This is a genomic window from Amycolatopsis sp. NPDC051758, from assembly GCF_044453095.1.
Classification (GTDB): Bacteria; Actinomycetota; Actinomycetes; order Mycobacteriales; family Pseudonocardiaceae; genus Amycolatopsis.
The window spans coordinates 1,647,543-1,661,769 of record NZ_JBITCJ010000001.1; the positions used below are offsets into that span (position 1 = coordinate 1,647,543).

The following is a 14,227-nucleotide window of genomic DNA, read 5'->3' on the forward strand; positions in this document are numbered from 1 at the left end:
TGTAGTGGGGCCCCGTCGGACTTCGGTCCGGCGGGGCCTTTTCCACACCTGTGCACAGAGTTGTCCACAGGCTGGGGACAACTCCTGGTATTAGAATCGGGTTCATGGTGCGGGTGCCGCTGACGGACGAAGAGCGCGAACGGGGCGAACGCCTCGGCCAGGCGCTGCGGACGGCGCGGGCCGGCCGGAGCATGGTCGACGTCGCCGGCGAGGCCGGGATCTCGGTCGAAACGCTGCGGAAGATCGAAACCGGGCGGATTCCGACACCGGCGTTCTTCACCGTCGCGGCCATCGCGGACGCGGTGGGGCTGCCGCTGGACGAGCTGCGGGCGGCGGTGGCGCCGGCCGGGTCTTCGGCGCTTTCGCAGGCCAGTTAGCTCGCTGGGCGTGCGCTGGCACCTCACCGAAGACCTCGACGGCTTCCTCGCCCAGGCCGGGGACTTCCTGCGGTCGCGGCCAGCTCTGCACACCTCGCAGCTGACCCGGATCGAGAAGCTGCGGACGCAGGAGGAGAAGGGCACCGTCTTCGGCCGGCTGGAGCAGGAAGGCGAGGTCCGCGCCATCTTCTACCGCCGGCCGTCGCAACGCCTGATCCTCACCGCGGCCGCACCCGAGCAGGCTGACGCACTCGCCGCCAGCCTGGCCGGCCTCGGCCACCCGCTCTCCGGCGTCACCGCGGACCATGACTCCTCGAGCGCGTTCGCCGAGGCCTGGCGACAGTGCACCGGCGCGACGGCCGTGCCCGATGTGCGGGTCCGCACGGAAGTCATCAGCTGGTGCGCCGAGTTCGCGGCCGCCGTCGGCGAGGCCGCCATGGACGCCGAGGCCTGGGCCGTTTCGCGCTTCGGCGACAAGCACTTCACGTTCTGGGAGACCGAGGAACCCGTCGCCATGGCGGGCTCGACGCCGATGGTGGCCGGGATGGTCCGGGTGGACCCCGTTTACACCCCGGCCCGCGCCACCGATGTTGTGCTCTACACCGACCCGGCCAACACCACCAGCAACGCCCTGTACCGGCGGATCGGCCACGTCCCCATCGCCGACTTCACCGGTTACGACTTCGCCTAGCTCGGGCGCAGCTGGGTCAGGATGTGGTCGCGGTCGTTGAGGAACGCGCAGGCGGGCACCGGCAGGTCGTAGCTGTTGAGGAGCTTCTCGAAGTCGGAGAACTCGTCGGCCGACAGGTTCAGGCCGACCTTGACCGCGTGCGCGGACAGGACGTCGGCCAGTTCCTCCCACTCGCCGGACCACAGCAGGGTTCGGTAGTGCGTGTAGTCCTCCGGGGAAAGCCGGTCGGCGAGGTGGGTCAGCACGCTGTCGGCGAAGAAGCTGATCCGGTTTTCCTTGAGGTCGGCGACCGTCGGGTTGGCCGGGTCGCGTGCCGTGTCCGGGTTGCGGACCACGCCGGGGCCGGCCACCGGGTAGGCCGTGTGGACGTGGCCGTTCTCCTCGACCAGCACGATCACGTGCACGTTGAACCGCTCGCCGGCACAGCGCCAGCGGCCGTTCAGCTGCTGCCGGCGGGCCTCGCTCGGATCGTTCGCGACGTCCTTCACGACCGCGATGATGTGCTCGTCACTCCAGCCGGCCGGGAACTCGCTGGTCGCCCTGCGCCCCACCCCCGGTGCGTGCCCGCCGCCCACTGGCTGCTCCCTTCGTCGCAACGAGCGTAGGTCAAATGCCGAGGGACAGCACCACGATCCCGAGGACCTGCAGGTCGAGGCCCCGGAAGAGCTGGCGGACGAGGTTGGCGGGCATCGGGCCCATCGGCGTGTCGACAAACGCCGGGTTGCCGTAGTCGACGGCCTTCCGGGTGACCGTGCGCAGGATCGAGAGCACCGACAGCGGCACGGCGAGCCACGCGGGGCCCGCGAACGACGTCCCGGCGGCCAGCGTGACGGCGAACAGGACCACCGCCCAGAGCAGACCGGCGCCGGCGAGCACCAGGCCGTGGGTCAGCACCAGCTCGCGGTTCGACGTCCCGAGCCACCGGCGGCGGCCAGGGTTGCGCCAGAGCTCGCCGAGCGCGGCACCGAACGGCGTCAGCGCGACGTACGCGCCGATGCCGATCAGGACCGCGCCCGGCAGCGTCGGCAGGGCGATGTGCGCAACGACGACCGCGAAGGCGACCAGGGCCGCCGCGCCCGCGTAGCGGGACCGGCCGAGTGTGCTCGCCCAGGCCAGCCGCAGCGGTGTCGGGCGGCGCAGCGAAAACCGCCCGATCGGCCCGGACGGCGGGAGCAGCATCATCGGGTCGAGGAACGTGACGGCGACCGAGCGCAGCACCCGGCCGTCCCACCCGGCGAGCAGCGACCCGCGGCCCGCGTGCGAAACCGGCTCGCCGCCGAAGGCCAGCGGCAGCGCCGCGACCAGCACTCCGGCCGCGACGAACTGCACGGTTGCCGGGCCGAGGCCGAGCGCGGCGATCACCAGCCCGAGCACCGCGAGCACCAGCGGCCCGAGCGCGTCCAGGCGCAGCGACGTCCGCCGGGCCGACACGAACGCGACCACCGCGGTCGCGGCGACCACGGTGACGGCCGCGCGCCACTGGTCCAGCCCCGCTCCGCCGACGGCGAGCAGCAGCGCGGCCAGGTAGGTGGTCACCGCGACCATGCCGGTCCAGGCGCCGAGCAGCCGCAGCGTGACCACGCGGCCGCGGTCCACCGGCGCGAAGTCGAGCCAGGTCAGCTCTGCCGGTTCGACCCACGCGAAGCCGCGGCGCAGCAGGCCGCGCCAGCCCACCGCGCAGCACAGCGTCAGCAGCCCGAGGACGGCCGGGAAGTCCACCCGGGCCGAGCCGTAGACGGCCGGGCGCCAGGCGTCGACGTGGAAGAACGCGGTGAACAGGAACCCGAAACCGAAGAGGAAGGCGAACGAAGCCGTGTCGCCGCTGAAGATCCCGCCGAACCGCTTGCGGCCCGGGATCCGCATCCGGCGCGGCGCCAGGGTCACCACAGCTCGAGGACGCTGTCCGCGGCTTCCAGCAGCGGCGGGTGGTGCGTCGCCACCACCACCGCCGCGCCGGCCGCCGTCGACCGGGCGATCACCTCGACCAGCCACTCCTTGCCCGCCGTGTCGAGCGCGCGCTCCGGCTCGTCGAGCAGCAGCACGCGGTGCGGGCGCGCGGTGACCCCGAGCAGGAGCAGCCGGCGGCGCTGGCCCGCGGAGAAGTGCCCGGCCGTGACACGCATGCGTTCACCCAGGCCCGCGTCACGCAGCAGTTCCTCGTGGTCACCGAGGTCGGCGCCGAACGAGCCGGACAGGAGCTCGAGGTGCTGCAACGGCGTCAGCTCGGCGAAGAAGTCGGAGTCGTCGAACAGCACCGACACCTTGCGGCGGAACTCGACGTCACGCTCGTCGGGCACCTTGCCGTCGACCAGCACCCGCCCCCGCTGCGGTGCCTGCATGCCGTAGAAGCAGCGCATCAAGGTCGACTTGCCGACCCCGTTCGGCCCGACGATCGCGGCGCACTCACCGGGGTCGACGGTGAAGTCGAGGTCGTCGAACAGCCAGTGCTCGCCGGCGCGGACGCCGAGGCCGGTCGCGGTGATCACCGGAGTGCTTCGATCACCGGCGCGAACTGGGTCATGTTCTGCTCCAGCACGGTGTAGTAGGTCAGCCCGAACCGCTCCCGGTGCGCGTGGAGCTGCTCGGCGACCTCCTCGGCCGAGCCGACCAGTGCGGTCGGCAGCTCCGCGAGCTGCTCGACGTCCAGCACGCCCTGGGTCTGCTTCGCGAGCTCGGCCAGCGCACCCGCGCGGTCGTCGGTGATGTGCACGAAGTGGCAGAGCAGGTTGAACTCCACCTCGCGGCCGCCCAGCTTCGACCGGACGAACCCGACGCGTTCCTCGATCTCCTCGGCGCTCGCCGGGGCCAGCGCGCCGCCGTCCGGCGTCTTGGCCGCGCCGGTGAAGCCGATGATGTCGGCGTGCTCGGCCGCCAGGGTCAGGAGCCGGTCGCCGCGGCCGGCGAGCAGCAGGGGCGGCCCGGCGGGACGCACCGGCGCCGGCTTGTGCTCCGGGTCGGCATACGCCCGCTTCAGCTCGAGGATCGCGCGTTCGAGGTGGTCGACACGCTCGCGGGCCGGCGGGAACGCCATCCCGGCGGCCTCGAACTCCTCCTTGACGTACCCGGCGCCGAGGCCGAGCTCGAGGCGGCCGCCGGTGAACTGGTCGGCGCCCGTGACGTCCCGGGCGAGCAGCACCGGGTTGTAGAACGGCGTGTTCAGCACGAAGGTGGTGAGCCGGACCCGCTCGGTGACCTCGGCGGCGAGCACGAGCGCCGGGAACGGCGGCGCCATCCCGAGGTGGTCCGCCGCGCCGATCACGTCGAAGCCGAAGTCCTCGGCCTTGCGGCACTTCTCGACCCACCCGGCGCGGTCGTCGGGCACGTGCATGTTGACACCGAAGCGGAAATCCCCAGTCATGGCACCAAGGTACTCATCGGCCGCGCAGGTGCTCGATCACCGGGGCGAGCCTGGTCAGGTCGTCTTCGATCACCGTGAAGTAGCTGATGCCGAGCGTCTCGCGGGTGCGCAGCAGCTGGTCGGCGACGGCGGCCGCGGATCCCGTGAGGACGGTCGGCAGCTCACCCAGCTCGTCAACACCGAGATCGGGGACGCGCTCGTGGACGGCCTCGAGCGCGCCGCGCCGGTCGTCGGTGATCCGGGTGACGTGCACCAGCAGGTTCAGTTCGACGTCCCGGCCGTTCAACGCCTTGCGCGTGAACTCGACCCGCTCGGCCAGCTCCGCCGGGCCGGCCAGGGACATCCGGCCTTCGACCTTGGTCGCGGCGGTCCCGGTGAACCCGACGATGTCGGCGTGCTTCGCGGCCAGCTTCAGCACGCGGTCGCCGCGCCCCCCGAGCAGCAGCGGCGGCCCTTCGGGACGCACCGGCGCCGGCCTGTGGTCCGGGTCGGCGAAGGCCCGCTTCAGCTCGGCGACCGCACGCTCGAGCCGCGCGAACCGCTGCCCCGGCGTGCCCCACTCGATCCCGGCCGCGTGGAACTCCGCCTCGACGTACCCGGCGCCGATGCCCAGCTCGAGACGCCCCGCGGTGAACTGGTCGGTGCCCGTGACGTCGCGGGCGAGCAGCACCGGGTTGTGGAAGCAGGCGTTGAGCACAAACGTGTTGAGCCGGACCCGCTCGGTCGCCTCGGCGGCGAGCACCAGCGCGGGGAACGGCGGCGCCATCCCGACGTGGTCGGCCGCGGCGACGACGTCGTAACCGAGGTCTTCGGCCTTCCGGCACTTCTCCACCCACTCGGCCCGTGAGCCGGGCACCACCAGGTCGACGCCGAAGCGGAACGGTCTCATGGGCCCGAAAGTACAGGGAAAGGGACGCCTCCCGGATGCGGCCGGGAGGCGTCCCTTTCTGTTTCGGGGAACTCAGGCGAGGCGCTGAGCCAACGCGTCGAGCTCGTCACGCAGCGAGGTGGGCACCTCGCCGATCTTCTCGAACCACTCTTCGATCAGCGGCAGCTCTTCGCGCCACTCCTCGGGCTTGACGTCGAGCGCGGCCTGGATGTCCTCGATCGGCTCGGTGAGACCCTCGGTGTCGAGGTCCTCGGCCCGCGGCACGAAGCCCACCGGCGTCTCGACGGCGTTGCCCTTGCCCTCGACGCGCTCGATGACCCACTTGAGGATCCGCGAGTTCTCGCCGAAGCCCGGCCACAGGAACCGGCCGTCGTCACCGCGGCGGAACCAGTTGACGTAGAAGATCTTCGGGAGCTTGTTCGCGTCGGCGTTCTTGCCGAGGTTCAGCCAGTGCTTGAAGTAGTCACCGGCGTGGTAGCCGAGGAACGGCAGCATCGCCATCGGGTCGCGGCGCACGTTGCCGACCGCACCGGCCGCGGCCGCCGTGGTCTCCGACGACATGGTGGCGCCCATGAACACGCCGTGCTGCCAGTCGCGGGCCTCGTTCACCAGCGGCACCGTCGTCTTGCGACGGCCGCCGAAGAGGATCGCCGAGATCGGCACGCCCTTCGGGTCGTCCCACTCGTCGGCGAGGATCGGGCACTGCGACATCGGCGTGCAGTAGCGCGAGTTCGGGTGGGCGGCCTTCTCGTCGGAGTCGGGCGTCCAGTCCTGGTTCTTCCACGACGTCGCGTGGGCGGGCTTGTTCTCCATGCCCTCCCACCAGATGTCGCCGTCGTCGGTCAGGGCGACGTTCGTGAAGACCGTGTTGCCCTTCTCGATCGTGCGCATCGCGTTCGGGTTGGTGTGCCAGTCGGTGCCCGGCGCGACGCCGAAGAAGCCGAACTCGGGGTTGACCGCGTACAGGCGGCCGTCTTCGCCGAAGCGCATCCACGCGATGTCGTCACCGAGGGTCTCGGCGCGCCAGCCCGGGATGGTCGGCTGCAGCATGGCGAGGTTGGTCTTGCCGCAGGCGCTCGGGAACGCCGCCGCGACGTAGTGGACCTTGTCCTCGGGCGAGATCAGCTTGAGGATCAGCATGTGCTCGGCGAGCCAGCCCTCGTCGCGGGCCATCACCGAAGCGATGCGCAGCGAGTAGCACTTCTTGCCCAGCAGGGAGTTGCCGCCGTAACCCGAGCCGTAGCTCCAGATCGCGCGCTCCTCGGGGAAGTGCGAAATGTACTTCGTCGTGTTGCAGGGCCAGGAAACGTCCTTTTGGCCCGGCTCGAGCGGCGCACCGACGGAGTGCAGCGCCGGCACGAATTCACGCTCGGATCCGTCCGGCGCGACGAACTTGTCGAGGGCCGCGCGACCGGCGCGGGTCATCACGCGCATCGACGCGACAACGTAGGCGAAATCGGTGATTTCGATACCCAGCTTGGGATTCTCGTCGGCGAGCGGACCCATGCAGAAGGGGATGACGTACATCGTGCGGCCGCGCATCGAGCCCCGGAAGAGCTCGGTCATGGTGGCCTTCATCTCGGCCGGGTCCATCCAGTTGTTGGTCGGACCGGCGTCCTCGGGACGCTCCGAACAGATGAAGGTCCGGTCTTCGACGCGGGCGACGTCGTTGGGGTCGGAGGTGGCCCAGAAGGAGTTCGGCTTCGACTTGAGCTGCACGAACGTGCCGGCGTCGACGAGCTCCTGGTTGATCCGGGCGGCTTCTTCGTCAGACCCGTCGACCCACACCACGCGGTCCGGGGTGGTCAGCTCGGCGACCTCCCGGACGAAGGACAGCACGCCACTGTGCGTCGTCGGCGCGGTGTCCAGTCCGGGGATGGCGACTGCGGTCATCTCTACTCCTGACTTCCGACGACAAATGAGCCCGCACCGGGAACGACGCTGTTCCGGTGCGGGCTTCATTGCCTGCGGCCGAATGGCTTCGCACACCGGTTGGCGAACCGGTGTGCGGGTTTTTGGGATTCTTCGAGAGTAACCGCATGACCGGCAGGTAACCGAGAGCTGACGTGTACGTTCTCTCACAGGACCGATAAGGGAATCGATTCAGAAGCCTGCTTCTTTTTGTTGAAGACATGAAGAAAGCCCGGCGCGCGAGCACCGGGCTTTCAAACTGTGACCTGGGTTACCCCTAGTTGGGTGAGATCCACTGACCGGTGCCGGAGTCGATGCGCGCGACACCCTCGAGCGTCTGCGTGCCGGCACCGCCCCACTCGGCGTCGCCCGCCGGGTCGCCGCCGAGGGCCGGCTCGCTCCCGGAGTCCATCAGTCCACTGGAGACTTCGGTCCACTGACCGGGGCCGGAGTGCTCGAACGTCGTGGTCGTGCCGTCGGCGTCGGTCTGCACCGCGATGTCCGCTTCGCCGTCGCCGTCCTTGTCGGTGAAGGCGATCGTGCCGCCGCTCTTCGTCTCGACGATGGCGGTGTCGTTGTGTCCGTCGTGGTCGGTGTCGATGGTCGCGACACCGGCGTCGACCTCGCCGTCCGGCAGGTCCGCGTGGATGTGGCCGCCGGAGCCGTCGTCCCGGCCGCCGGTGTCCGTGTCGTCGTGGCCGCCGTCGCCCGCCTGGACCCACTGGCCGCTGGCCTCGTCGTAGACAGCCTGCTCGACGACGTGCCCGGTCTCGTCCAGCACGGCGTACTGGTCGGCTTCGCCGTCGTGGTTCGTGTCGATGAAGGCCTGGGCCGTGCCGTCGTCGTGCTCGACGATCGCGGTGTCGTTGACGCCGTCCTCGTTCACGTCGTAGTTGACCTCGGCCTGGTACTCCTGACCGTCGACGTGGACGGTCATCGCGTCCGCGCCGCCGGCGTCGGTGTCGCTGCCGCCGCTCTCGTCGACCCACATGGGACTTCCCCCTTTGAACCGGGTAACGCCGTCTCTGACCTGCTGTCTGAGGGTATGACTCACCGTAGGCCCGTTCGGTTCCGCTCCACAACCGGGCGCGCGGTCAGGCCGGCTTGTCCCGGAGTGCCCGGATGCGGGTGAGGAAGGCTTCGGCGCGCTCACGGCCGTCGCTGACCTCTTTGAGCCGCTTCGCCACGATCGAGATCTTCTTGGCGCGTTCCTGGGCGCCCATCTTGATCGTCTTGTCGACTTCCTTCAGGTCGGCCTCGATCGCGTCGATGCGCCGGCCGAGCGCCTCGTCCAGCGCCATCGACAGCTGCTGCTCGGCCTCGATGAGCTGCTCGGCGACGAGCTGGTCGAGCGTCGAGCGGGCATCCGCGATGGCCTCGACCAGCCATTGCTTCATGTGCTGCTTGTCGGCCGCGTGCTTGCGCGTGCGGGCCATCCACCAGCCGGCGCCGAGGCCGATGATGATCGTCGCGGGCAGCACCACCGGGTTGAGGATCGCGACGCCGGCCAGCGGCAGCGCGGCCACCTTGCCGGCGCCGACCCCGCCCGAGATGCCCATGAACACGAGCAGCTTGTCTTCGGCCGTCGGCGGCTTCTTGTCCGGCGGCCGCAGCACCACCGGCGGCCCGCCCGCCCGGGCGAACTGCGCGCGGATGACGTCGAGCTCCTCGGGGGAGAACAGCTCCGACAGCGAGACGTTGGTGACCTGGTTGAGGCGTTGCGAGAGCAGCATCGAGACCCGCTGCGACGTCGTCTGCAGCGCGATGTCGACCTGCTGCGGCAGCGCGGCCAGCTCGTCCCGCTTCGCGCCGTCGATCAGCTGCCGGAAGTGGGTCTGCGCGTCCCGCATCTGCCTGCTGCTCTCGTGGCCGACCTCGACGCGGGTGCGCTGCACCTCGCCACGCAGCTTCAGCTGCCAGCCTCGGGTCGACGTCCGGCGCTCGGCCTGCAGCTGGTCACGGCGTTCACGCAGCACCTCCGCCTCGGCCTCGCCCGCGGACAGCGCCCGGCTCTCGGCCTGCAGCTTCGCCTTCAGCTCGCCCAGCGCACTGGACAGCGCGCGCAGCGTGTTCGCCTCGGCGAGCATCGCCGAGCGGCCGACGAGGAGCTCCTGCAGCGCCGTCTGGATCGCGGCGACGCCGGACTTCTCCCGCAGCATCGCGGCCATCTGCTCGTTGGGCGCCTTCGACGCGGTCTCGAACATGCGCGCCGACACCGGGTGGAACACCGCGTCGGCGAAGCGGGGCGCGTACTCGCGCAGCAGCTGCCGGTCGGCCTCCATGACCTCGCGCCAGCCGCGGAACATGTCCACCTTGGTCAGCGCGAACACGACCGTCTCGACGCGCTCGCCGACGTCACGCAGGAACTGCAGCTCGGTCGAGGTGAACGGCGCCGAAGCGTCCACGACGAACAGCAGCGCGGTCGCGCCCGCGGCGGCTTCCTTGGCGAGCTCGCCGTGCATCGAGTCGAGGCCGCCGACCCCCGGGGTGTCGACCAGCGACAGCCGCTCCAGCAGTGGCACCGGCCCGGTGACCTCGACGTACCGCGGCGGGATCTGGCCGGGCGGCAGCTCGTGCGCGGCGGACACCCAGTGGATCAGCTGGCCGAGGTCGATCGGCACCGGCGCGAGCTGGCCGGGGTAACAGGCGTGCGCGCCCCACGTGTCGGCGTGGTCGAACACGAGGTAGGTGGCGGTGGCGACGTCGGCGTCCACAGGGGACAGTCCCGGCCGCGCGAGCAGCGCGTTGACCAGCGAGCTCTTGCCGCGGTTCGTCTCGCCGACCACCACGACGGCCGGCTTCTTCGGGCGGGCCTGCCGGATGTTCTCGACCCACTTGGCGGCGTCCGGGTCGGCGTCGCGGACGACGGTCAGCAGCTGGTCCCGCGCGGCCTGGACCTGCGCGGGCAGGCTCGGCGCGGTCGGTGCGCTCACAGCGTCTTCTTCGCGTAGACGGTGACGATCGGGGCCCGCAGCAGCCGGTCGTGGTCGGCGAAGCCGGTGACCTCGGTTTCCGCGACCGTGCCGTCGAGCATCGGGTCGTCGGTCGGGATCGCGCCGCCGGCTTCGTGCCGGGCCGGGTCGAACCGCTGGCCGTCGGGCCGCAGGGCCTGGACGCCGATCGCGGCGAGCCCTTCTTCGAGGCGTTCGACCACGCCACCGCTGCGGGCGCGATCCAGCGCGTACAGGCACATCTGGATCAAGGCCTGGCGATCGGCGAGGGCGCGCTCGAGGTCGGTAACGGCTACCGGCTGCAAGGGGTGCACATCGGTGTCCGACGCCACTGCGGGGCTGCCGGTTCCCTTTTCCGCGTCGGCTTCTTCGACGATCTGCGTGAGGCTCACCGCCGCGATCTGGCCCGTCGGTGTGTCGTCGGGATCCACGGATCCGTCCTTCCGAAACCACGCCACCCGCACCACCCCGTCCCGGTTCCGGCTGATTCCACCAGTTTGCGGCACTCAGCTGCCATCCGGGGCCGGAACGGCGTGAACCGGGCGGAGGAAGCGCACCAGGATCGTCCGGAGGATCGCCTGTTCGGCGGGCAGATCGAGGTCGGGGTCGAGACTGGCCCGCGAAATCATCGCGTCGATCAGGCCGACGAGCCAGCCCGCGGCCGCGCGCGGGGGGACACCGGGGTCGATCAGCCCGGCGCCGGCGGCCCGCTCGACCAGCACGGCCAGGCCGTCGCGCAACGCGCCGTCGTTGCGCTGGATCAGCGCGGCGAACTCGTCGTCGCGGGCGGCCTGGGCGGCGGCCTCGAGCACGAGTCGGACGACGGCCGGGTGCGCGACCTGCCCCGCCAGCTCGGCGACGACGTCGAGCAGCGCGCGCCACGGGTCGTCCGCTTCGGCCGCGGCGGCCAGCCGTTCGCCGGTTTCGCGGGCGTCGTCGGTGAAGATCGCCGTGAACACCGCGCGCTTGTTGGGGAAGTAGTGGAAGAGGCTGCCGGAGCTGATCCCCGCGGCGCGGCAGATGTCCGCCGTGGTCGTCCGCTCGAAGCCCTTCTCGGCGAAGCACCCGGCGGCGGCGTCGACGATCGCGCCGCGTTTGGCCGCGTGCTTGGCCGGGTCGACCGTCCTCATCGTTCGACGGGCGGCTCGTCCCGCCAGGGATACCCGTGCTCGGCGAAGGCCGGCGCCAGCTCTTCGCCCGAAAGGTCGGTCTTCTCCCGCGCGATCTCCCGGCCGTCGACGGTGCGCAGGACGAGCTCCTTGCCGTCGAGGTAAACGGCGTCGAGGTCGGCCTCGATGCGGCGGGTCTTGTCCCCGCGAACCAGCGTGACCCGCGTCGGCGACACCGTGACGACCAGGCGTTCGTGCGCCCAGATCGCGGCGAAGACCAGGCCCAGCGCCAGGCCGCCGCCGACCGCGGCCAGCGTCGCCCACGGCTGCGGCAGGGCCGTGAGCACCTTGAACACGCCTTGGAACGGGAAAGCAGGCAGGCCCACGACCCAGGCGGCGATGGCCCAGACACCGACCCCTAGCGCACCGCCCACCAGCGGGCAGCCGATCCAGGACCCGGTGCGCAGCCACGACGGCTCGTCGACGGTCGTCTCCATGCCGCCTATTATTAGACCGCGTACTCGGTTTATGAAAGCCGGGTGGTCAGACCAGCTCGCCGATCACGTCGCGGAGCACGGCTTCCAGGCCCGGGCCGTCCTCGGCGAGCCGGGACGAGACGAGCAGCTGGTCGTCGGCCGTGCGCAGCCAGATCGACCCGGCCACCGAGATCTCGATGACGTTCAGCCGGAACGGGTACGCGCGCCGCCCCTGGCGCACCTCGGCCTCCCGCACGAGCTGGCCGAGCCGCTCGCCGGCCACGATCTGGCGCCGGTAGAAGCCGGGCGCCCACGGCGTGCCGCCGGACGGCTCGCCGGCGCCGCGCAGGGCGGGGCCGCGAGCGTTGGCGAAGTGCCGGGCCGCCTCCGGGGCGAAGATTTCGACCGCCTGGCGCATCGCCGACTCCGGGGCGAGCGCGGGCCGGCCGTAGCGGCCGCGGGGGTTCCGCGGGTCGGGGTCTTCGCGGTTGCGGAGGAACCCCAGCAGGTCGACCCACCAGTCGGCCCACTGCACCTGGACGGCCGCGCGGTCGATCTCGGGCGGGACGTGCACCGGCACCTGCGGCTCGACCGGCGGCAGCACCTGTCCTTCGGAAACGGACAGGGCCAGGGCGTCGCGGATGTACAACGCGACGTCGATCTCCGTCTCGCTGCTCCAGCCGGCTCGCCAGGATGTCGTGTTTTCTAGGCGCACGCCTTCACAGTACGCGGGAAACGGCGTCTACCAGCGAAAGTCGGCAAGGAGAAACAAGCTCAGGCTTCACGCAGCTGCTGCCAGATCAAGAAGTACGCGCGATGCACCACGTGGGCGACGCGGCTCTGGGCCGGCGTCGCGCCGAAGGAGGCGAAAGAACGCCACCAGCCCGCGCGTTCGAGGGCGTGCGCGGCCAGCTCCGGCCGCGGCGCGCCGGGCTTGCCGAGCTGGGCGCCGATGTCGGCGTTGCTGCCGACCCGCAGCACCTCTTCCGACAGGTCTTCCGGCATGTCGACCGCGCCGGACGCGACCAGCGTCAGCGCTTCGAGCAGCCGCAGCTGGTGGGCTTCGGGCTTGGCGAGCAGCACCTCGATGGCGTCGTGGACACGCTGGCGCTCGGCCGGGTCGCCGGAAGTGTGCGCGAGCGCGGTGACCGAAGCGAGGGCCGCGGCCGCCTTGATCCCGTCGGCGCGGGCGGCGAACACCACCGACAGCCGCTGCCGCACCGACTCCAGGCCGGACGCGTCGAGCAGCGACCGCCGCAGCGCGCCCGCCGTGAGCTCCGGCTCCTTGCGGATGGCGTCGACGGCGTGCGAGATGCCGAACAGGTCGAGCTTCTCCAGCAGCCGCAGCCGGGTGCCGGCCGGGACGTCGCACTCCCAGCTGGTGAAGATGTCGGCCGAGATCAGCATGGTCTGCAGGACGTCGTCGTCGAGCTCGGCGAGCTGCCGGAGCGCCTCGGCGTCGGCGGAGGTGAACCCGCCGGACTCGGCGGACTCGGCGATCAGCCCGATCACCGGCAGCACGTCGGCGACCCGCGGCTTGAGCGTCGACGCCTGCTTCTCCGACAGGATCGTCGCGGCCTTCCAGATGTCGCCGTCCGCGCCCTCGACCGACTCGGGTGCGATGGTGTCGGCCTTGTTGAGCACGGCGATCGCGTTGACCGGGCCCGCCTCCCGGCTCGCGGTGGCCGCGGTGAACGCGGCGAGCGCCTGCTGGTCGTCGGCGCGGACGCCCTGGGTGACGACGTACAGCACGGCTTCGGCGCCGGCGACGGCGTTGCGCGAGGTGTCGTCGAGCTCGTCCGAGCCGGCTTCGTCCTCGTCGTCGTCCTTGCGGTGCTTCGCGGCGCCGAGGAGCTGCTCGGTGCGGGACACCGACGCGGCGTCGAGCGAGCCGAGGCCGGGGGTGTCGATCACCGTCATGTCCTGCAGGACGGCGTTGGTCAGGTACGCCTCGATGTGCGACACCTTGGTGATGTCGACACCCAGCTCGGCCGGGATCATCCCGTCCGAGGCGAAGGGGAGCACCTGCTTGCGGCCGTCGGTGAAGACGATTTCGACCCGGTCGACCGTGCCGTACTGGAAGCGTGTCACCAGCCGGGTGCACTCACCGATGTCGGTCGGCGCGACCCGGCGCCCGATCAGCGCGTTGACCAGCGTCGACTTGCCGGACTTGATCCGCCCGGCGACGGCCACCTGCAGCGGCGCGCCGAGCCGGCGCAGCACCTCGGCGAACCCGGCCGCAGTGCGCGGGGAGACCTGTGACTGCAGCCGGTGGCACAGGTTGGCCACCGACATCGACAGCGGACCCCCGAGCCGGCCCTGATCCGGTGACGTCACGGCCCCCAGCCCTCCCCGGTCGAACGGACACGACCCGGTGAATCGTGCCATGGTCCTCATCCTCGGGTCGCACCGAAGGTGGTACCGCCGACCGACGCGCCGGTCCGGGCCCGGGACCTAGTGTTGTC

Annotated in this window: 15 protein-coding genes; 2 read left to right on the top strand and 13 right to left on the bottom strand. The window is 71.1% G+C overall.

The genetic code is table 11. From position 1 onward, the window contains the following. Nucleotides 1-104 precede the first annotated feature (104 nt). Both ACIA5G_RS08570 and ACIA5G_RS08575 read left to right on the top strand, forming a co-directional pair. Entirely contained in the window at nucleotides 105-377 is a 273-nt protein-coding gene (locus tag ACIA5G_RS08570; RefSeq protein ID WP_395921615.1) for a helix-turn-helix domain-containing protein, read from the top strand. Between the two features lie 10 nt (nucleotides 378-387). Next, nucleotides 388-1,068: a GNAT family N-acetyltransferase gene (locus ACIA5G_RS08575; protein WP_395921617.1), complete on the top strand. Its 681-nt coding sequence runs from the start codon at nucleotides 388-390 to the stop codon at nucleotides 1,066-1,068. Here ACIA5G_RS08575 and ACIA5G_RS08580 read toward each other — a convergent pair. From ACIA5G_RS08580 to ACIA5G_RS08640, 13 genes are all read right to left on the bottom strand, one after another. Further along, nucleotides 1,065-1,643: an EndoU domain-containing protein gene (locus ACIA5G_RS08580; RefSeq protein ID WP_395921619.1), complete on the bottom strand. Its 579-nt coding sequence runs from the start codon at nucleotides 1,641-1,643 to the stop codon at nucleotides 1,065-1,067. The two genes, ACIA5G_RS08575 and ACIA5G_RS08580, sit on opposite strands and share 4 nt — an antisense overlap. 31 nt (nucleotides 1,644-1,674) lie before the next feature. Then, entirely contained in the window at nucleotides 1,675-2,955 is a 1,281-nt protein-coding gene (locus tag ACIA5G_RS08585) for a hypothetical protein (RefSeq protein ID WP_395921620.1), read from the bottom strand. Beyond that, entirely contained in the window at nucleotides 2,949-3,554 is a 606-nt protein-coding gene (locus ACIA5G_RS08590) for an ATP-binding cassette domain-containing protein (RefSeq protein WP_395921622.1), read from the bottom strand. Before ACIA5G_RS08590 ends, ACIA5G_RS08585 begins: the two co-directional genes overlap by 7 nt. Then, a complete protein-coding gene (locus tag ACIA5G_RS08595; protein ID WP_395921624.1) occupies nucleotides 3,551-4,426 on the bottom strand; it encodes an LLM class F420-dependent oxidoreductase in 876 nt (291 codons plus the stop codon). The genes ACIA5G_RS08590 and ACIA5G_RS08595 overlap by 4 nt, the downstream gene beginning before the upstream one ends. Before the next feature lie 13 nt (nucleotides 4,427-4,439). Beyond that, nucleotides 4,440-5,315 carry a TIGR03621 family F420-dependent LLM class oxidoreductase gene (locus ACIA5G_RS08600; RefSeq protein ID WP_395921626.1) on the bottom strand — a complete coding sequence of 292 codons (876 nt, stop codon included), beginning with the start codon at nucleotides 5,313-5,315 and terminating at the stop codon, nucleotides 4,440-4,442. A 72-nt stretch (nucleotides 5,316-5,387) separates the two neighbouring features. Then, nucleotides 5,388-7,208 (bottom strand): phosphoenolpyruvate carboxykinase (GTP), encoded by a 1,821-nt coding sequence (locus ACIA5G_RS08605; RefSeq protein WP_395921627.1) that lies wholly within the window; start codon nucleotides 7,206-7,208, stop codon nucleotides 5,388-5,390. 295 nt (nucleotides 7,209-7,503) lie between these two features. Further along, nucleotides 7,504-8,217: a hypothetical protein gene (locus ACIA5G_RS08610; RefSeq protein WP_395921628.1), complete on the bottom strand. Its 714-nt coding sequence runs from the start codon at nucleotides 8,215-8,217 to the stop codon at nucleotides 7,504-7,506. A 103-nt stretch (nucleotides 8,218-8,320) separates the two neighbouring features. Next, complete coding sequence (locus ACIA5G_RS08615) at nucleotides 8,321-10,159, bottom strand: dynamin family protein (RefSeq protein WP_395921629.1); 1,839 nt, start codon at nucleotides 10,157-10,159, stop codon at nucleotides 8,321-8,323. Beyond that, complete coding sequence (locus ACIA5G_RS08620) at nucleotides 10,156-10,509, bottom strand: nucleotide exchange factor GrpE (RefSeq protein WP_395921964.1); 354 nt, start codon at nucleotides 10,507-10,509, stop codon at nucleotides 10,156-10,158. The genes ACIA5G_RS08615 and ACIA5G_RS08620 overlap by 4 nt, the downstream gene beginning before the upstream one ends. Before the next feature lie 174 nt (nucleotides 10,510-10,683). Further along, complete coding sequence (locus ACIA5G_RS08625) at nucleotides 10,684-11,307, bottom strand: TetR/AcrR family transcriptional regulator (protein WP_395921631.1); 624 nt, start codon at nucleotides 11,305-11,307, stop codon at nucleotides 10,684-10,686. Further along, nucleotides 11,304-11,783, bottom strand: coding sequence for a hypothetical protein (locus tag ACIA5G_RS08630; protein WP_395921632.1), 480 nt, complete (start codon nucleotides 11,781-11,783; stop codon nucleotides 11,304-11,306). Before ACIA5G_RS08630 ends, ACIA5G_RS08625 begins: the two co-directional genes overlap by 4 nt. A 46-nt stretch (nucleotides 11,784-11,829) precedes the next feature. Beyond that, nucleotides 11,830-12,477, bottom strand: a complete 648-nt coding sequence (locus tag ACIA5G_RS08635) for a hypothetical protein (RefSeq protein ID WP_395921633.1) — start codon at nucleotides 12,475-12,477, stop codon at nucleotides 11,830-11,832. A gap of 59 nt (nucleotides 12,478-12,536) precedes the next feature. Further along, complete coding sequence (locus ACIA5G_RS08640; RefSeq protein WP_395921965.1) at nucleotides 12,537-14,057, bottom strand: dynamin family protein; 1,521 nt, start codon at nucleotides 14,055-14,057, stop codon at nucleotides 12,537-12,539. Nucleotides 14,058-14,227 lie beyond the last annotated feature (170 nt).